16 protein-coding genes are annotated in these 16,890 nt (G+C 62.9%); 12 read left to right on the forward strand and 4 right to left on the reverse strand.

Features of this window, described 5'->3' with window-relative positions; genetic code table 11:
• Positions 1 to 5: 5 nt before the first annotated feature.
• Both NJH59_RS23005 and NJH59_RS23010 read right to left on the reverse strand, forming a co-directional pair.
• Positions 6 to 1,973, reverse strand: a complete 1,968-nt coding sequence (locus NJH59_RS23005; RefSeq protein WP_104572888.1) for a MacB family efflux pump subunit — start codon at positions 1,971 to 1,973, stop codon at positions 6 to 8.
• The gene (locus NJH59_RS23010) at positions 1,974 to 3,152 is read right to left on the reverse strand and encodes an efflux RND transporter periplasmic adaptor subunit (RefSeq protein ID WP_253087356.1); all 1,179 of its coding nucleotides are present in this window, start codon (positions 3,150 to 3,152) and stop codon (positions 1,974 to 1,976) included.
• A 255-nt stretch (positions 3,153 to 3,407) separates the two neighbouring features.
• Here NJH59_RS23010 and NJH59_RS23015 point away from each other — a divergent pair, with 255 nt between their 5' ends.
• The 3 genes from NJH59_RS23015 to NJH59_RS23025 all read left to right on the forward strand — a co-directional run bounded on the left by NJH59_RS23015 (position 3,408) and on the right by NJH59_RS23025 (position 5,940).
• A complete protein-coding gene (locus NJH59_RS23015) occupies positions 3,408 to 3,884 on the forward strand; it encodes a sigma-70 family RNA polymerase sigma factor (RefSeq protein ID WP_104572886.1) in 477 nt (158 codons plus the stop codon).
• A gap of 169 nt (positions 3,885 to 4,053) precedes the next feature.
• Positions 4,054 to 4,539, forward strand: a complete 486-nt coding sequence (locus NJH59_RS23020; protein WP_104572885.1) for a histidine kinase — start codon at positions 4,054 to 4,056, stop codon at positions 4,537 to 4,539.
• Between the two features lie 84 nt (positions 4,540 to 4,623).
• The gene (locus NJH59_RS23025; RefSeq protein WP_253087357.1) at positions 4,624 to 5,940 is read left to right on the forward strand and encodes an MFS transporter; all 1,317 of its coding nucleotides are present in this window, start codon (positions 4,624 to 4,626) and stop codon (positions 5,938 to 5,940) included.
• A gap of 75 nt (positions 5,941 to 6,015) precedes the next feature.
• Here the strand turns inward: NJH59_RS23025 and NJH59_RS23030 are convergent, their stop codons facing one another.
• Complete coding sequence (locus NJH59_RS23030; protein ID WP_043863152.1) at positions 6,016 to 7,680, reverse strand: electron transfer flavoprotein-ubiquinone oxidoreductase; 1,665 nt, start codon at positions 7,678 to 7,680, stop codon at positions 6,016 to 6,018.
• 543 nt (positions 7,681 to 8,223) lie between these two features.
• On the opposite strand from NJH59_RS23030, the gene NJH59_RS23035 reads away from it, so the two are divergent.
• From NJH59_RS23035 to NJH59_RS23075, 9 genes are all read left to right on the forward strand, one after another.
• Entirely contained in the window at positions 8,224 to 8,973 is a 750-nt protein-coding gene (locus NJH59_RS23035; protein WP_043863151.1) for an electron transfer flavoprotein subunit beta/FixA family protein, read from the forward strand.
• Complete coding sequence (locus NJH59_RS23040; RefSeq protein ID WP_253087358.1) at positions 8,974 to 9,903, forward strand: FAD-binding protein; 930 nt, start codon at positions 8,974 to 8,976, stop codon at positions 9,901 to 9,903.
• 94 nt (positions 9,904 to 9,997) lie between these two features.
• The gene (locus tag NJH59_RS23045; RefSeq protein WP_244988700.1) at positions 9,998 to 10,804 is read left to right on the forward strand and encodes an ABC transporter substrate-binding protein; all 807 of its coding nucleotides are present in this window, start codon (positions 9,998 to 10,000) and stop codon (positions 10,802 to 10,804) included.
• A 9-nt stretch (positions 10,805 to 10,813) separates the two neighbouring features.
• Positions 10,814 to 11,167, forward strand: a complete 354-nt coding sequence (locus NJH59_RS23050) for a DUF4398 domain-containing protein (protein WP_253087359.1) — start codon at positions 10,814 to 10,816, stop codon at positions 11,165 to 11,167.
• The gene (locus NJH59_RS23055) at positions 11,164 to 11,973 is read left to right on the forward strand and encodes an OmpA family protein (protein WP_043863147.1); all 810 of its coding nucleotides are present in this window, start codon (positions 11,164 to 11,166) and stop codon (positions 11,971 to 11,973) included. The genes NJH59_RS23050 and NJH59_RS23055 overlap by 4 nt, the downstream gene beginning before the upstream one ends.
• Before the next feature lie 189 nt (positions 11,974 to 12,162).
• Positions 12,163 to 13,608 (forward strand): PLP-dependent aminotransferase family protein, encoded by a 1,446-nt coding sequence (locus NJH59_RS23060; RefSeq protein ID WP_043863146.1) that lies wholly within the window; start codon positions 12,163 to 12,165, stop codon positions 13,606 to 13,608.
• Positions 13,609 to 13,675: 67 nt separating this feature from the next.
• Entirely contained in the window at positions 13,676 to 14,206 is a 531-nt protein-coding gene (locus tag NJH59_RS23065; RefSeq protein WP_253087360.1) for a translation initiation factor 2, read from the forward strand.
• 127 nt (positions 14,207 to 14,333) lie between these two features.
• Complete coding sequence (locus NJH59_RS23070; RefSeq protein ID WP_253087361.1) at positions 14,334 to 14,588, forward strand: YkgJ family cysteine cluster protein; 255 nt, start codon at positions 14,334 to 14,336, stop codon at positions 14,586 to 14,588.
• A 35-nt stretch (positions 14,589 to 14,623) separates the two neighbouring features.
• Positions 14,624 to 15,229 (forward strand): START domain-containing protein, encoded by a 606-nt coding sequence (locus NJH59_RS23075; protein WP_043863143.1) that lies wholly within the window; start codon positions 14,624 to 14,626, stop codon positions 15,227 to 15,229.
• A gap of 134 nt (positions 15,230 to 15,363) precedes the next feature.
• Here NJH59_RS23075 and gltA read toward each other — a convergent pair whose 3' ends face one another.
• Entirely contained in the window at positions 15,364 to 16,653 is a 1,290-nt protein-coding gene (gene gltA, locus NJH59_RS23080; RefSeq protein ID WP_253087362.1) for a citrate synthase, read from the reverse strand.
• Positions 16,654 to 16,890 lie beyond the last annotated feature (237 nt).

Below are 16,890 nucleotides of genomic sequence, written 5' to 3' on the forward strand. Positions count from 1 at the left end.
GAGGTTCATTCACTGGTGAGGGCCTTGACCGGATCGAGACGGGCGGCTTTGCGTGCGGGCATGAAACCGAATACCACGCCGGTGATGACCGCGCAGGTGAATGCGCCAAGCATGGCGCCCAGGGTAAAGGCCACGGCAATGTCGGCCAGCAGCAGGCCGCCGCCGATCAACAGCGCCAGGGCAATGCCGGTGATGCCACCGACCATCGACAGCAGCACCGCTTCGCTGAGGAACTGGCGCAGGATGTCGCGCTGGCGGGCGCCGGTGGCCATGCGGATGCCGATTTCGCGAGTGCGTTCGCGCACGGTCATCAGCATGATGTTCATCACCCCGATGCCGCCCACCAGCAGCGAAATGGCTGCGATTGCGCCCAGCATCAGCGACAGGGTGTTCTGGGTGCGGGCCTCGGCCTGGATCAGCGCCGCATCGTTGGTCAGCTCGAAATCATGCTTGCCGTTGTGCAGGCGGCGCATCAGGTGATCGATGGCCTGCTCGGTTTCCTTGACCCGGCCCGAGTCGACGGCGCCGATGGTGACGTACTCCGGATCGCGGCTGCCGAACAGGCGCACGGCAGCGGCGGAGTAGGGCACCACGATGCGGCCATCGCTGTCCTGATTGCCGGAGCTGGAACCTTTTTCGGCGAGTATGCCGATGACCTGGAAGGGCACGTTGCCGATCAGGATGTACTGACCAATAGGGTCGCCGGCATCCTTGAGAAGTTTTTCCCTGACCTTGTGACCGATCACCGCGACGGCTGCGGCAGCATGTTCGTCAGCGTCGGTGAAAAAGCTGCCTTCGACCACCGGCCAGTTGAAGATCTCGGGGAAGTGGGTGTTGTTGCCGCCGACGTAGAAGCGCTGGTTGCTGTTGCCGTAACGCACCGTCAGTTCGCTGCCGATGACCGGCATGATCATCTTCACCTGCGGTAACTGCGCCACTGCTGCCACATCGTCGAGGGTCACCACTCCGGCGGGGGCGTTGTGCGTTGGCTCGCTGCCGCTGAGGTAAAGGATGTTGGAGCCGAAGGCGGCCATCTGCGCCATGACCTGGCGCTTGCTGCCTTCGCCGACGGCCAGCATCACCACCACCGAGGCCACGCCGATGACGATGCCGAGCAGGGTCAGGGCGGTGCGGAAGCGGTTGATCCACATCAGGCGCCAGGCGGCCTGCAGGGCTTCGATGAGCTCGCCTTTCCAGGCCCCGCTCTGGGTGGCGCCGCGGTCCAGGCGCTGGCGCAGGTCGTCTGCATTCAGGCTGGCCACCGCTGCGCGCGCTGGCGCCGCCGCGTTGGCCGAGTCGCTTAGGATCAGGCCGTCGCGGATCTCGATGATGCGCTTGGCGCGCGCGGCGACTTCGCGGTCATGGGTGATCAGGATCACGACGTGGCCCTGGCCTGCCAGTTCGTCGAGCAGGCTCATCACTTCGGCGCCGCTCTGGCTGTCGAGGGCGCCGGTGGGTTCGTCGGCCAGGATGATGTGGCCGCCGTTCATCAGCGCGCGGGCAATCGAGACGCGTTGTTGCTGACCGCCGGACAGCTGGTGCGGACGGTTGCCCGTGCGGGTGGCCAGGCCCAGTCGGGCCAGCAGCCCGGCCGCGCGGGCATGGCGCTCGGCGGCAGGGGTACCGGCGTAGATTGCCGGCATCTCGACGTTTTCCTGGGCCGACCCGGAGGCGATCAGGTGGTAGCCCTGGAACACGAAGCCGAAGGCTTCGCGACGGATCCAGGCCAGTTCGTCGCTGTCCAGTTCGGCGACATCCTTGCCGGCAAAGTAGTACTGGCCGCTGGTGGGGCGGTCGAGGCAGCCCAGGATGTTCATCAGGGTCGACTTGCCCGAGCCCGAAGCCCCGACGATGGCAACGAACTCACCGGGCTGGATGGCCAGGCTGATACCGCGTACCACCTCGACCTTGGGCGTGTCGATGCCGCCGTAGGATTTGCGTATGTCGCGCAGTTCGATCAGGGGCGTGGACATTCAGCCTCCACTGGCGGCGGGCGCGCCGATCAGCAGGGTGTCGCCCTCGGCCAGGCCTTCGAGGATCTGCACGCGCAGGCGATCGCTGAGGCCGGCGCGAACCTGGCGTTGCTCGACCTTGCCGTTGGGGTGCAGTACCTGGACCAGGCGCATGTCGTTTTGCCGGGCATCGGGCTCCAGCGCCACGATCGGGGCAGTGAGCACGTTGCTGGCCTGGCCGGCGACGAAGAACACCTGGGCGGTCATTTCCGCCATCAGGGAATTGTCGACGTTGTCCACGTCCAGCAGGACGGTATACAGCACGACCTTGCCCCCACCGCCGGAGGCGCTGGAGCTGGTGGGGCTGCCACCGCCCTGGCTGATCTGGTCGAGCGGCTTGGGCGGTATCGGCAGGATCTGGCGCACGGTGCTGCTCCAGCGGCGCTTGCCGCCGGCCAGGGTGGTGAAGTAGGCCTGCATGCCGGGTTTGACGTTGCCGATGTCGGCCTCCGAGACCTCAGCCCATACGGTCATCGGCGACAGCTTGGCGATGCGCAGGATCAGCGGTGTTTGCTGCTGCGCGTTGAGTGTCTGGCCCTCACGCGCATCCACGGCGACCACCGTGCCGGACATCGGCGCGTAGATACGCGTGTAGCCCAGCTCTGCCTCGTCGCTGCGCAGGCTGGCCTGGGCCTGCAGGATCTGCGCCTGGAACATGCCGATGCGTGCCTGGGTGACTTTCAGTTGTGCCTGTGCGGTCTGCACATCCTCTTCGCGGGTAGCGCCGCTGGCGGCCAGTTGCTGCTGGCGCTTGAGCTGATGCTCGGCCAGGGTGTACTGGGCGCGCTGCTCCTGCAGCTGGGCCTTGAGGTTCTCGATCGAATAGCGGCCTGCATCGAGGCGTGCCTTCTGGGTCGAAGGGTCGATCTCGACCAGCAGTTGGCCTTCCTCGACGTGGTCTCCGGTTTCCACATGCAACTTGCGGATCTGTCCCGAGGCCTGGGCGCCGACATCGACATAGCGGCGTGGCTGCAGGGTGCCGAGTGCTGTCACGCTGCTTTCGATGTCGGCGCGGGTGACCTTGATGGTGTTCGAGGGCTCACCACCCAATGGCAGGGTTTGCCAGGCCGCCAGGCTGCCGGCGGCGAGCAGGCCGAGGCCGCAGAGCAACAGGCGGCGATTTTTCGTAAGACGTGTCATGCGGGCTTCCAGCCAGAAGGGTTGACCCGCGAGTTGCTGGCGTAGACAGCGCAGGCACGGGGGCTCCTCGTTAGACGAGCTATATGCGCAGGAATTTACCGGTGCACATTCAGGGTCGCAGGCCGTGCAGTCGGGTAATCTGCGAGGCGTGACGGAGGTTGCTGAGAATAATAATAATTTGTATTGTTGCCTACTGGCTTCACCCTGATTCTCCATTCTCGGCGCTTTAGCGCCGAATCCTGGCCAGGTGTCGTTTTGGAAAACTACTATCGCGAACTGGTGAGCTTTCTGTGTGTTCGGCTGGGCAGTCGCCAGGCGGCCGAGGACGTGGCCCACGACGCTTATGTGCGAGTGCTCGAGCGACATGGCGAACAGCAGATCGAGTATCCGCGGGCCTTTCTCTACCGTACCGCGCTGAATCTGGTGATCGACGACCATCGGCGTAGTCAGGTGCGGCACAACGAGCCGCTGGAAGTGCTCGACACCGACGAGGCATTCCGTTCGCCGGCGCCCTGCCAGCGCATGGACATGGATCGCCGACTGGAGCTGATGCAGCAGGCGTTGGGGGAACTAAGCCCTGGGTGCCGGGACAGTTTCCTTCTACGCAAGCTGGAGGGGCTTTCTCACCAGCAAATTGCCGAAAGACTCGGAATTTCTCGCAGTCTGGTGGAAAAAAATATCGTCAATGCCATGAAGCATTGCCGGGCGCGGATGCGCCAAAATTCCGTCTGATGCACTGGTCAGCAACAAACAATTGAGGCTGCGCCTTGATTTCCCGGCATTTCCCTACAACTATCTATCAGATCCGTCACCTGACGTAATGCCTGTCGCAGCCTGAGGTTTATCGTGGCGTAGTAGCGGTCAAGGAATGTCTTCCATGCTCTCTATCCAGGCCCTTCCGATGCCCGACAAGTCCATGCGAATCCTGATTGCCGATGAGCACCCCATCCAACTGCTGCAGTTGGAGAAGATGCTCAACGGCCTGGGGTATTACCGGATTGCCCCTGTCGAGACCTTCGACGACCTGCAGCGCCTGGTGCAGAACGCGCTTTTGCCGTTCAGTCTGCTGGTCGGAAATATCGACCTGGCCAGCCACGTGGGGGTCGATCTGGAGCGGTTCTGTCGCGTGAGTACGCAGATCCAGCATGTGCTGCTGTATGAGTCGCAACACCTTCGCGTACCTGCGGTGCCTGCTGGCCAGCGTCAGGCGGTGAGCGTCAGCCTGCCCAAGGTGCCCGACAACGAGGCCCTGCAGTCCTTCATGGCTATCATCGATGCCCCGCTGCTGTTGGGGCAGTTGCCCAACCCCGGGTACAGGCCTGCTGGTAACGCGCCCCCCATGCGCCGCCTGAACATGGGGCATACGGTGTTCCCTCGCGAGGCCTGAGCCGTTCGCCGCTTTTTGGTATGCTCTGCGCCTGTCCTGGCGCGCCTTGCTGCGCGCAGTGAGCCTATCGAAGCGGATGCCTTTATGACTGCCACCAACCCTGCGCGCCCGCTGCGGCTTTCGCGCGACGACCACAAGACCCTGGGCCTGGCGGCGCTGGGCGGTGCGCTGGAGATCTACGATTTCATCATCTTCGTGTTCTTCGCGCTGACCCTGAGCCAGCTGTTCTTCCCGCCCGAGATGCCGGAGTGGCTGCGTCTGCTGCAGAGCTTCGGGATCTTCGTCACCGGGTACCTGGCGCGGCCGCTGGGCGGCATCCTGATGGCGCATTTTGCCGACCACCTGGGGCGCAAGAAGGTGTTCAGCCTGAGCATCCTGATGATGGCGCTGCCGTGCCTGCTGATCGGGGTGATGCCGACCTATGCCGACATCGGCTACGCGGCGCCGCTGATCCTGCTGGGCCTGCGCATTCTGCAGGGCGCGGCGGTGGGCGGCGAGGTGCCAAGTGCCTGGACCTTCGTCGCCGAGCATGCGCCGGCCGGGCGGCGGGGCTATGCGCTGGGTTTTCTGCAGGCCGGGCTGACGTTCGGCTACCTGCTGGGCGCGCTGACCGCCACGGCGCTGGCCCAGGTGTTCACCGCCCAGGAGATTCTGGACTACGCCTGGCGCTATCCATTCTTGCTGGGCGGGGTGTTCGGCGTGATCGGGGTGTGGCTGCGCCGCTGGCTGAGCGAGACGCCGGTGTTCCTGGCGCTGCGCGAGCGGCGTGAACAACCGGTGGCCTTCCCGCTGCGCACGGTGCTGCGCGAGCACCGCCGCGCGCTGGTGCCGGCGGCCCTGCTGACCTGCGTGCTGACCTCGGCGGTGGTGGTGCTGGTGGTGATTACCCCGACGGTGATGCAGCAGCGCTTCGGCATGAGCGCGGCCGACACCTTCGCCCTGAGCGCGCTGGGTATCGTGTTCTTGAACATCGGTTGCGTGCTGGCCGGCTTGCTGGTGGACCGGGTAGGTGCCTGGCGCGCGCTGATGGTCTACAGCCTGTTGCTGCCGTTGGGAGTGGGGGCGCTGTATGCCAGCCTGATCGGCGGCTGGGGCTGGACCGGGATGGCCTATGCGCTGGCAGGGCTGGCCTGTGGTGTGGTGGGGGTGGTGCCGTCGGTGATGGTCGGGCTGTTTCCGCCGGCCATTCGCGTGTCGGGGATTTCCTTTACCTACAACCTGGCCTATGCGCTGTGGGCCAGCACCACGCCGCTGATGCTGATTGCGCTGATGCCGTGGAGCCCATGGGTGTGTGTGGGGTTCTGCCTGCTGATGGGCACGGTGGGCCTGCTCACGGCGGTGTACTTCAGTGCGCGGGAGGACCTGCGGGCCGGGGATGAACTGGTGTTGGCGAAGGTGTGAGACCGTTTGCTCGAACGCCTTCACGAAAAAGCCCCCAGCGCCGCAAGGCGTGGGGGCTTTTTTAGTGGGCGGTACTTACATGTTCGGGTAAGTCGGGCCGCCAGCACCTTCAGGGGTCACCCAGGTGATGTTCTGCGAAGGGTCCTTGATGTCACAGGTCTTGCAGTGCACGCAGTTCTGGGCGTTGATCTGGAAGCGCTTGCTACCGTCTTCCTGGCTGATCACCTCGTATACGCCGGCCGGGCAGTAGCGCTGCGCCGGTTCGTCGTACAACGGCAGGTTGGTGCCGATCGGGATGCTCGGGTCGGTCAGCTTCAGGTGGCACGGCTGCTCTTCTTCATGGTTGGTGCTGGAGAGGAACACCGAGCTCAGCTTGTCGAAGCTCAACTTGCCATCGGGCTTGGGGTAATCGATCTTCTTCGAGTCGGCCGCCAGCTTGAGGCAGGCGTAGTCCGGCTTGGTGTCGTGCAGGGTGAACGGCAGCTTGCCGCCGAACCAGTTCTGGTCGACATAGTTGAATGCCGCGCCGAGCATCGGGCCGAACTTGTGCATCGCCGGGCCGAAGTTGCGGCTGGCGAACAGTTCTTCGTACAGCCAGCTGGCCTTGAAGCCGTCGACGTAGGCGGTCAGTTCGTCGCCACCCTCGCTACCGGCCAGCAGCGCATCGGCCACCGCTTCGGCTGCGAGCATGCCGGACTTCATGGCGGTGTGGCTGCCCTTGATCTTGGCCACGTTCATGGTGCCCAGGTCGCAGCCGATCAGCGCGCCGCCCTTGAATACCATTTTCGGCAGCGAGTTCAGGCCGCCCTTGGCCAGGGCACGGGCGCCATAGCTGATGCGCTTGCCACCCTCCAGGTACTGGGCGAGCACCGGGTGGTGCTTGAGGCGCTGGAACTCGTCGAACGGGGAGAGGTAGGCGTTGGCATACGACAGGTCGACGATCAGGCCGACCACCACCTGGTTGTTTTCCAGGTGATACAGGAACGAGCCGCCGGTGTTCTCGGTGCTCATCACGTCCAGCGGCCAGCCGGCGGTGTGGATCACCAGGCCTTGCTGGTGCTTGGCCGGGTCGATTTCCCAGATTTCCTTGAGGCCGATGCCGTAGTGCTGCACGTCGCTGGCATTGTCCAGGTCGAAGCGCTTGATCAGTTGCTTGCCGATATGCCCACGGCAGCCTTCGGCGAACAGCGTGTACTTGCCGCGCAGTTCCATGCCGGGGGTGTATACGCCTTCCTTGGGGTTGCCTTCGCGGTCGACACCCAGGTCGCCGGTGATGATCCCGCGGACCACGCCGTTTTCATCGAACAGCGCTTCCTGGGCAGCGAAGCCTGGGTAGACTTCCACGCCCAGGTTCTCGGCCTGCTGGGCCAGCCAGCGGCACAGGTTGCCCAGCGAGATGATGTAGTTGCCTTCGTTGTGCATGGTCTTGGGCACGAACAGATCGGGCACCTTGACCGAGCTGCTGGCGTCGCGCAGCACGTAGATGTCGTCGCGCTTAACCTCGGTGTTCAGTGGCGCGCCGAGTTCTTTCCAGTCCGGGAACAGTTCGTTCAGGGCACGCGGCTCGAACACCGCACCGGAGAGAATGTGTGCACCGACCTCGGAGCCTTTCTCGACCACGCAGACGCTGATTTCATTACCGGCTTCGGCGGCCTTCTGCTTCAGTCGGCAGGCGGCGGACAGGCCTGCCGGGCCAGCGCCGACGATGACCACGTCGAATTCCATGTATTCGCGTTCCACAGGTTCTCTCCTACTCAAGGCTCATCGGTTTTTCTTTGTTGGCGGGTGTCAGGCGGTCATTTCGAAGTACCCGGGTGTGTAGCTCGGGTGATGACGGACTACACCGCTTTCTCTTGGCCGCGCATTATATCTACACCACTTGCGAGGTCCAATACAAACGTTTGTTTGAATTTGCCGCAGCCCAGTAAAATCAAAGACGCACGGCTTGAAGCTGGCTGGTTTGCCGTATTGACCGGATTGGGCGTTACGGTCAAGATACGGGCGGTTTTACGCTCGCCGTAGGCTGACCGTCGGATGCAGGAGCACCCCTAAAAACCAGGCAAAAAGCAGGGCAGTTACGCCAGGACCCGCCTTTGTAGTGGAGTTTACACGCCACGACAAACAATGACCCACGGGTTTTGCGCGCAAGCGTCGAGAACAGACTGCACAGTCAGTTGAATTTCACCTGCTCGCGTTCGTTTTTGGAGGTGCCCTTGTACCCACGCGCAATCGCCCGGTTCTGCCCAGGCGACATTCTTTTCACCGGAGAGTAACGAGGAATCCATGAAGGTTCTTGTAGCTGTCAAACGAGTGGTCGACTATAACGTCAAGGTTCGCGTCAAGGCGGACAACTCCGGCGTAGACCTTGCTAACGTCAAGATGTCCATGAACCCCTTCTGCGAAATCGCCGTAGAAGAAGCCGTGCGCCTGAAAGAGAAAGGCGTGGCGAGCGAAATCGTCGTCGTTACCGTCGGCCCGGCCACTGCCCAGGAGCAGCTGCGTACCGCCCTGGCACTGGGTGCCGACCGCGCCGTGCTGGTCGAGTCGGCTGAAGAGCTGACCTCGCTGGCCGTGGCCAAGCTGCTCAAGGCTGTGGTCGACAAGGAGCAGCCGCAACTGGTCATCCTTGGCAAACAGGCCATCGACAGCGACAACAACCAGACCGGCCAGATGCTGGCTGCGCTGACCGGCTATGCCCAGGGTACTTTCGCCTCCAAGGTGGAAGTGGCCGGCGACAAGGTCAACGTCACCCGTGAAATCGATGGCGGCCTGCAGACCGTTGCACTGAACCTGCCGGCGATCGTGACCACCGACCTGCGTCTGAACGAGCCGCGCTATGCGTCGCTGCCGAACATCATGAAGGCCAAGAAGAAGCCGCTGGAGACTGTGACTCCGGACGCGCTGGGCGTTTCCACCGCCTCTACCAACAAGACCCTGAAAGTCGAAGCGCCAGCTGCACGCAGCGCTGGTATCAAGGTCAAGTCGGTGGCTGAACTGGTCGAGAAACTGAAGAACGAGGCGAAGGTAATCTAAATGACTATCCTGGTTATCGCTGAACACGAAAACGGCGCCGTTGCCCCGGCGACCCTGAACACCGTTTCTGCCGCCGCGAAAATCGGTGGCGATATCCACGTACTGGTCGCTGGCCAGAACGTGGGTGGCGTTGCCGAAGCTGCCGCGAAAATCGCTGGCGTGGCCAAGGTGCTGGTAGCCGACAACGCTGCCTATGCGCACCAGCTGCCGGAAAACGTCGCGCCGCTGGTGGCCGAGCTTGGCAAGGCCTACAGCCACGTGCTGGCACCTGCCACCTCCAACGGCAAGAACATCCTGCCGCGCGTTGCCGCGCTGCTGGACGTCGACCAGATCTCCGAGATCATCGCGGTCGAGTCGGCGGACACCTTCAAGCGTCCGATCTACGCCGGTAACGCCATTGCCACCGTGCAATCGAGCGCTGCGGTCAAGGTCATCACCGTGCGTGCCACCGGCTTCGACGCCGTTGCCGCCGAAGGTGGTTCGGCTGCTGTCGAAGCGGTTGGCGCTGCCCACGATGCGGGCAAGTCGGCATTTGTCGGCGAAGAGCTGGCCAAGTCCGATCGTCCTGAGCTGACCGCTGCCAAGATCGTCGTTTCCGGCGGTCGCGGCATGCAGAACGGCGACAACTTCAAGCACCTGTACGCGCTGGCGGACAAGCTCGGCGCCGCCGTGGGTGCTTCGCGCGCCGCGGTCGACGCAGGCTTCGTGCCCAACGACATGCAGGTCGGCCAGACCGGCAAGATCGTTGCGCCGCAGCTGTACATCGCCGTCGGTATCTCCGGCGCGATCCAGCACCTGGCCGGCATGAAGGACTCCAAGGTGATCGTTGCGATCAACAAGGACGAAGAGGCGCCGATCTTCCAGGTGGCCGACTACGGCCTGGTCGCCGACCTGTTCGAAGCCGTACCTGAGCTGGAGAAGCTGGTTTAATCCAGCCGCTTCACTTATAAAGAGCCCGGTCTTTTGATCGGGCTTTTTTATTTCGCGACGCAAGGGAGGCATGTGCATGGGGTGGCTTGGCCGAATGGCGATGGCAGGATTGCTGGGGTTTGCCTGCTTGCCCACGGCGGCGCTGGCGGTGGGCAAGTGCGAGCGTCTGGTGGCGACCGGCAGCCCCGATGCGCCGCCCTATGCCTGGCGCGACCCGCAGGACCCCAGGCACCTGATTGGCGCCAACGTCGACCTGCTCAAGCAGGTGGCGACGGAGCTTGGGCTGAAGGTCGAGGTGCTGTACGCAGGCAAGCGCAACGAGGCGCAGGATGAAGTGCGCAGCGGACGCATGGACCTGCTGGTGGATGCGCCGCTGGCCACTGAAGACCTGACCCGCGTCGACTTCATCCACCCGGCGCTGCTGCAGAACGACTACCTGGTGTGGACCCGGCACGACTCCACGCTGGCCTACGACGGCCTGGCCGATCTGCACCAGCACCAGGGCGCGATCTCGGAGAAGGCCAGGCTGACCCCGGCGTTCGCCCAGTTTGCCAAGGACCAGTTGAAGCTGGCGCCGGCGCAGAACCTGACCCAGGCATTCCAGAAGCTTTTGCTTGGCCAGGTCGACTATGTGCTGGCCGGGCGTTACGCCGGCATGGCCATGGCGCAGACCCTTGGCATGGCCAACGACCTGATCGCCCGCGGCCTGCCGCTGGATCGCCCCGGGCTGTACCTGGCGCTGTCGCACAATTCGGCGTGCAATGACGCCTGGTTGCGCGGACAGCTGGCCAAAAAACTGACAGAATTGCCGGCCTCAGGCGTGCCTCAGGCAGTACTGCAACGCAATGTCGAGCGCTGGAAGGCGCAGCTGCAGCAACCGCTCGACGCCCCCAAACAGTAGGAAGATTGTGTGAGAACTCAACCGTTTTTCGCTGCCATGGCGTTACTGGCCCTGGCCGGTTGCGCTGTCGACCCGGCGCCCCACGAGCAGATGCGCCTGTCCGAACAGGCGCTGGAGCAGGCCAAGGCCGTCGGTGCCACCGACGAAGTGGCCGAGCTGAAGCTGGCCGAAGACAAGCTTGCCCGCGCCCGCAGCAACATGGCCAGCGAGTCGTACCGTGATGCGCGGCTGCGCGCCGAGCAGGCCGAGCTTGATGCGCGGCTGGCCGAAGCCCGGGTGCTGACCCTCAAGAGTCAGGAGCAGCTGTCGCTGCTGCAATCGCGGGTCAATCGTCTGCGCAAGCAGTTGGGGGAGCAACAGTGAGTTCGATCAAGCCCTTGGTGGCCGTGTTGTGTGCAGGTGTGCTGGGGTTGCAGGGCTGCGCCAGCGAGCGCAGCGAAACCGCCCTCGACCAGGCCGCCGCCAGTTTCCAGGCAGTGAAGGACGATTCCAATGTGCTGCGCAGTGCGCCGCGTGACGTGATCCGCGCCGGCGAGTCGCTGGCCCGTGCCGAGCGGTTGTCCAGCTACGTGGGCAGTGGTGCGGACGTGCGCCATTACGCCTACCTGAGTCAGCGCTACAGCGAGATTGCCCGCGAGCACAGCAACCTGGTGCTCAATCAGGAACGCCTGGCCAAGCTCGAACTGGAGCGCCAGCGCCTGCAGCTGGCCCTGCGCGAAGCCAAGCTGGTCAGCGTGCAGCAGCAGGGCAAATGGCTGGAGGCGCAGATCGTCAGCCTGGCCACGACCCAGAGCGACCGTGGCCTGGTGATGACCCTGGGTGACGTGCTGTTCGATACCGGGCAGGCCGAATTGAAGAACTCCGCCAGTCGTACCGTGCTCAAACTGGTGCAGTTTCTGCAGCTCAACCCCCGGCGCGTTGTGCGCATCGAGGGGTATACCGACAGCACCGGCACCCCCGAGGACAACCTGACGCTGTCGCGTGATCGTGCGCAGGCCGTGGCGGACATGCTGGTCGACCTGGGCGTCGACGAAAAACGCATCCAGGTCGAAGGCTATGGCGACCAGTACCCGATCGAGGCCAATGCCTCGGAGCGGGGCAGGGCGCAGAACCGTCGGGTGGAGATCGTGTTTTCCGACGAGAAAGGCCACCTGGGCGCGCCGCGCTGAGGTCGAGGTAAACAAAAAACCGGTGATAGTCACCGGTTTTTTTATGCCGCAAAGCTTGAAAAAGCCGCTGTCACACAACTGTGTAGTCGACTATTCTGGCATCTGTGCCCGTACACTTATGCACTGTTCCGGTATTCTTCGCCGACTGTACAAGAACAATTAGATAGCCCGCGTTTCGAGATCCGTCCCATGACCAATCTGTTGCTCTACCAGCGTATCGCCCAGCAACTGGCGGAAGACATCCGTCGCGGCGTTTATCAGCCCGGTGAGCGCGTACCGTCGGTACGCAAGATGAGCTCGCAGCTCAATGTCAGCCATGCCACCGTGCTGCAGGCCTATGCCAACCTCGAGGACCAGGGGCTGATTCGCGCGCGGCCGCAATCGGGCTACTACGTCCACCAGACCCCGGCCTTGACTGCGCAGACCCCGGACATCGCGCGGGTCGAGCGTCCAGGGCTGGTCACGCGCAGCAGCATCATCCAGCAGGTACTGACCGAAGCCCGGCGTGATGGGGTGTTCCCGCTGGGGGCGGCGGTTCCGCATGTGGACTACCTGCCGGTGCGGGCGCTGCACCAGCAACTGGCCAAGGTCACGCGGTTCCAGAGCCCGCGCGCGTTCAGCTACATGTTCAGCCCGGGTTTCGAGCCGCTGCGCCGGCAGATCGCCATTCGCATGCGCGACGCCGGGGTGGTGGTCGACCCGTCCGAAGTGGTGGTAACCCACGGTTGCGTCGATGCGCTGCAGATGTCGTTGCGGGTGCTGACCCGGCCAGGCGACCTGATCGCCGCCGAGTCGCCCACCTATTACGGGCTGCTGCAACTGGCGGACCTGCTGGGGCTCAAGGTGATCGAGATCCCCAGCGACCCGGCCACCGGCATCAGCCTGGAGGCCCTGCAACTGGCGGCCAACCAGTGGTCGATCAAGGCGCTGGTGCTGACTGCGCGGTTGAGCAACCCGCTGGGCGGCACCATTCCGGAGGAGCGCCAGAAGCAGTTGCTGCGCCTGGCCTCGGATTTCAACATCCAGATCGTCGAGGACGATATCTACGGCGAGCTGATGTTCGAGCAAGGGCGCACCAAGGCGCTCAAGGCCTTCGACCGGCTGGGGCGGGTGATCTATTGCTCGAGCTTTTCCAAGACCCTGTCGCCGGGGGTGCGTATCGGCTGGATGATCGCGGGCAACTATCAGCAGGAAATCCAGCGACTGCAGACCTTTACCACGCACTCGGCGTGCAGTGTGACGCAGATGGGGGTGGCGGCCTACCTTGAAAATGGTGGCTATGACCGCCATCTGCGCTACATTCGCCAGGAATATCGCAAGAACCTCAGTGCCTACCAGCTGGCGGTACAGCAGCACTTTCCGGAAGGCACCCAGATGAGCCGGCCTACCGGGGGCTTCATCCTGTGGGTCAGCCTGCCGGGGCGGGTCAACACCCAGGAGTTGCATGTACGTGCCTTGCAGCAGGGCATCAGCATCGCGCCCGGGCTGATCTTCAGTAACACGGAGCAGTTCAACCACTGCATTCGCCTCAACTGCGGCATTCCGTGGAACCGCGAGGCTGAGCGGGCGCTGCTGACATTGGGGATGCTGGCCCATCAGCTTTGCCAGGAAACCGCCTCGGGCGGATACCTCTAGATCGCGGGCTTGCCAGCGACTGCAGGAACAAGGAGCATGTGCGACTCATGAATACGTCTCGTTGCCTATGAAAGCGTTGAGCTGTGCTGCCGTGATGTTGTGTGCGCTGGGCCTGTGTGCAACGGGCCCGGCACTGGCTGTGCCCGGACCGGGGCCGATACTGCTGGCACAGGCGTCGGCTGTCCCGGCACCGGACCGGAAGCCTTCGACCCAGGCCCCGGTAAAAGCGAGTGCCAAGCCACAGGCCAAGCCCAAGGCGCAACCCAAGACCAAGGCTGGCGACCCAAGGAAGACGCCGGCCAAGGCGGTAAAGTCGGGCAAGCGCAAGGCCTCCGAGGTGATTGCCGCGCCCTTGCCCAAGGCGCGCCTGGATCTGAGCCTGCCCCCGGAGATGGTCAAGGACCTGCAGCCGAGCAGTCAGGAGGAAGTCCGTGTGCGACGTCCGCTGCTGCCGTCGTTGTTCGAAGAAAAGCCTGCCGCAGACAGCCCGTTCCAGCTCAATGGCCGCTTGATCAGCAACGAAATGCAATTGCAGTTGCGCAATGATGCCCGTCAGGACATCGAGGGTGCAGCCATCGATTTCGAGTTCAAGCAATAAACGCTGCTCGACCTGCCGGTCACATTCTGCGCGGCGATATTTCATCTGAGCGGTAATTTCAAACACCTGTTTTAGCGGTTACTATCCCCATTCACCCATCATTTGTTAGGCCGAGGTCCATGTCGTCATGAACTGCCGTGAAGGCTGTGGCGCTTGCTGCATTGCCCCTTCCATCAGCTCGCCCATTCCTGGCATGCCGCACGGCAAGCCGGCTGGCGAACGCTGTGTGCAACTGTCCGAGTACAACCTCTGCAGCCTGTTCGGCCAGCCTGAACGGCCGGCGGTGTGCTCGGGCTTCCAGGCGGAGGTGGACACCTGCGGCAATGATCGCGACGAGGCGATCAGGATCATCGGTTGGCTGGAGCAAGTGACGGCGGCTTGAGTGAGTGGAACTTCGCAAACAAGGAAAACAACACGATGGGTTCGATGAAGCGGGTAGCGGTGATTTGTGGTCTGAGTGCGATGTTCATGTCGGTGGCGCAGGCTGAAGACTGGAAGGTTGCCAAGGAAGGGGATGGCATCAAGGTATCGCTGAGCGAAGTGAGTGGTTCGAACTACAAGGCCTATCAGGGCGTGACGACCATCAAGGCGCCGCTGGCCAAGGTCCGGGCGCTGCAGGAAGACGTGGCCGGGGCCTGTGCCTGGATTCACGAGTGCAAGAGCCAGAAGCTGCTCAAGCACGAGGGTGACCAGAGCTGGACCTACACCCAGTTCAATACGCCGTGGCCGGTCACCCCTCGCGATTCGATCATCCATGTAACCACCAGCGAAGGTGCCGACGGCAGCCTGACCCGCAAGCTGGAGGGTGTGCCCAAGTACCTGCCGGAAGAAAAAGGCTATGTGCGGGTGGCTGAAGTGCAGGGTTTCTGGAAGCTGGTGCCCAAGGGTGACACTACCGAGGTGACATACCAGGTGCACACCGAGCCAGGCGGCAGTGTGCCAGCGATGGTGGCGAACAAGTTCGTTGTGGATGCGCCGTTCAATACGCTCAAGGCGTTGAAGGAGCGGGCGGAGAAACCGTAACAGTTTGATGGTTGGTTGGAATATGTCTCAACTGTAGGGGCCGCCAAGGCTTGCTCCTCCTGCATGAAGCGTTACGCAACAAAAAAGGCTGCCCGAGGGCAGCCTTTCTTGTTGTTGCAGGCGAGCCGTTTGGCTTACTTGCGGTCTGCCAGTTTGACGATGTCACGCGACTCGTAGCCGGTGTACAGCTGGCGCGGACGGCCAATCTTGTACGGGCTGGAGAGCATTTCCTTCCAGTGCGAGATCCAGCCGACGGTCCGCGCCAGGGCGAAGATCACGGTGAACATGCTGGTAGGGATGCCGATTGCCTTGAGGATGATCCCCGAGTAGAAGTCGACGTTCGGGTACAGCGAGCGCTCGATGAAGTACGGATCGGTCAGGGCGATCTCTTCCAGGCGCATGGCCAGTTCCAGCTGCGGATCGTTGGTGATGCCCAGCTCGCGCAGCACTTCGTCGCAGGTCTGCTTCATCACGGTGGCGCGCGGGTCGCGGTTCTTGTAGACGCGGTGACCGAAGCCCATCAGCTTGAACGGGTCGTTCTTGTCCTTGGCCTTGGCGATGAAGGTGTCGATGTTTGAGACATCGCCAATTTCGTCGAGCATGGTCAGCACGGCTTCGTTGGCGCCGCCGTGGGCAGGGCCCCACAGTGCAGCGATACCGGCAGCGATGCAGGCGAACGGATTGGCGCCCGAGGAGCCTGCCAGTCGTACGGTGGAGGTCGACGCATTCTGTTCGTGGTCGGCGTGGAGGATGAAGATCCGGTCCATTGCCTTGGCCAGCACCGGGCTGATCGGTTTGATCTCGCACGGGGTGTTGAACATCATGTGCAGGAAGTTTTCGGCGTAGGTCAGGTCGTTGCGCGGGTACATCATGGGCTGGCCCATGGAGTACTTGTAGACCATCGCGGCCAGGGTCGGCATCTTGGCGACCAGGCGCACGGCCGAGATTTCCCGGTGCTGCGGGTTATTGATGTCCAGCGAGTCGTGATAGAACGCCGACAGGGCGCCAACCACGCCGCACATGACGGCCATCGGGTGGGCGTCGCGGCGGAAGCCGTTGAAGAACGACTTCAACTGCTCGTGCACCATGGTGTGATTTTTGACGGTGCTGACGAACTGAGCCTTCTGCTCGGCATTCGGCAGTTCGCCGTTGAGCAGCAGGTAGCAGGTTTCCAGGTAGTCGGATTGCTCGGCGAGCTGTTCGATCGGGTAGCCGCGATGCAGCAGGATGCCCTTGTCGCCGTCAATGTAGGTGATCTTGGACTCGCACGATGCGGTCGCCATGAAACCAGGGTCGAAAGTGAAGTGACCCGTGGCCCCCAACCCTCTAACGTCGATAACATCGGGACCAACGGTGCCGGTTAAAATGGGCAGCTCGACGGGGGCTGCGCCCTCGATGACCAACTGCGCTTTTTTGTCAGCCATGTGGCCTCCTATTAATGCTTGAAATCATCAGACAGACCCCCCACGCAGGGCCCGCACCACTATAGTGAGATAAATTCGAATGTCAATTTGCCTAAAGCACGGTTGTAAAGGGCTTTGGGCGCTGTTTTTCCGCGAAATTGCGGCCCGTTTACGCCTTTTGTTCGCCAAAGGCAATGCGCTATTTGGGCTAGGGCTTCACGTTGTCATTAGTAGCCTAACTGTCTATACTCGGCACCC

Origin of the sequence: Pseudomonas sp. VE 267-6A (genome assembly GCF_024126555.1) — a bacterium.
GTDB lineage: Bacteria > Pseudomonadota > Gammaproteobacteria > Pseudomonadales > Pseudomonadaceae > Aquipseudomonas > Aquipseudomonas palmensis.

Excerpts from the sequence above, each read along its gene's own strand:
- NJH59_RS23045 (WP_244988700.1), top strand. The coding sequence starts at position 9,998 with ATGGCGATGGCAGGATTGCTGGGGTTTGCCTGCTTGCCCACGGCGGCG.
- NJH59_RS23020 (WP_104572885.1), top strand. The coding sequence starts at position 4,054 with ATGCCCGACAAGTCCATGCGAATCCTGATTGCCGATGAGCACCCCATC.
- NJH59_RS23040 (WP_253087358.1), top strand. The coding sequence starts at position 8,974 with ATGACTATCCTGGTTATCGCTGAACACGAAAACGGCGCCGTTGCCCCG.
- NJH59_RS23005 (WP_104572888.1), bottom strand. The coding sequence starts at position 1,973 with ATGTCCACGCCCCTGATCGAACTGCGCGACATACGCAAATCCTACGGC.
- NJH59_RS23070 (WP_253087361.1), top strand. The coding sequence starts at position 14,334 with ATGAACTGCCGTGAAGGCTGTGGCGCTTGCTGCATTGCCCCTTCCATC.
- NJH59_RS23010 (WP_253087356.1), bottom strand. The coding sequence starts at position 3,152 with ATGACACGTCTTACGAAAAATCGCCGCCTGTTGCTCTGCGGCCTCGGC.
- NJH59_RS23065 (WP_253087360.1), top strand. The coding sequence starts at position 13,676 with ATGAAAGCGTTGAGCTGTGCTGCCGTGATGTTGTGTGCGCTGGGCCTG.
- NJH59_RS23025 (WP_253087357.1), top strand. The coding sequence starts at position 4,624 with ATGACTGCCACCAACCCTGCGCGCCCGCTGCGGCTTTCGCGCGACGAC.
- NJH59_RS23075 (WP_043863143.1), top strand. The coding sequence starts at position 14,624 with ATGGGTTCGATGAAGCGGGTAGCGGTGATTTGTGGTCTGAGTGCGATG.
- NJH59_RS23035 (WP_043863151.1), top strand. The coding sequence starts at position 8,224 with ATGAAGGTTCTTGTAGCTGTCAAACGAGTGGTCGACTATAACGTCAAG.
- NJH59_RS23060 (WP_043863146.1), top strand. The coding sequence starts at position 12,163 with ATGACCAATCTGTTGCTCTACCAGCGTATCGCCCAGCAACTGGCGGAA.
- gltA (WP_253087362.1), bottom strand. The coding sequence starts at position 16,653 with ATGGCTGACAAAAAAGCGCAGTTGGTCATCGAGGGCGCAGCCCCCGTC.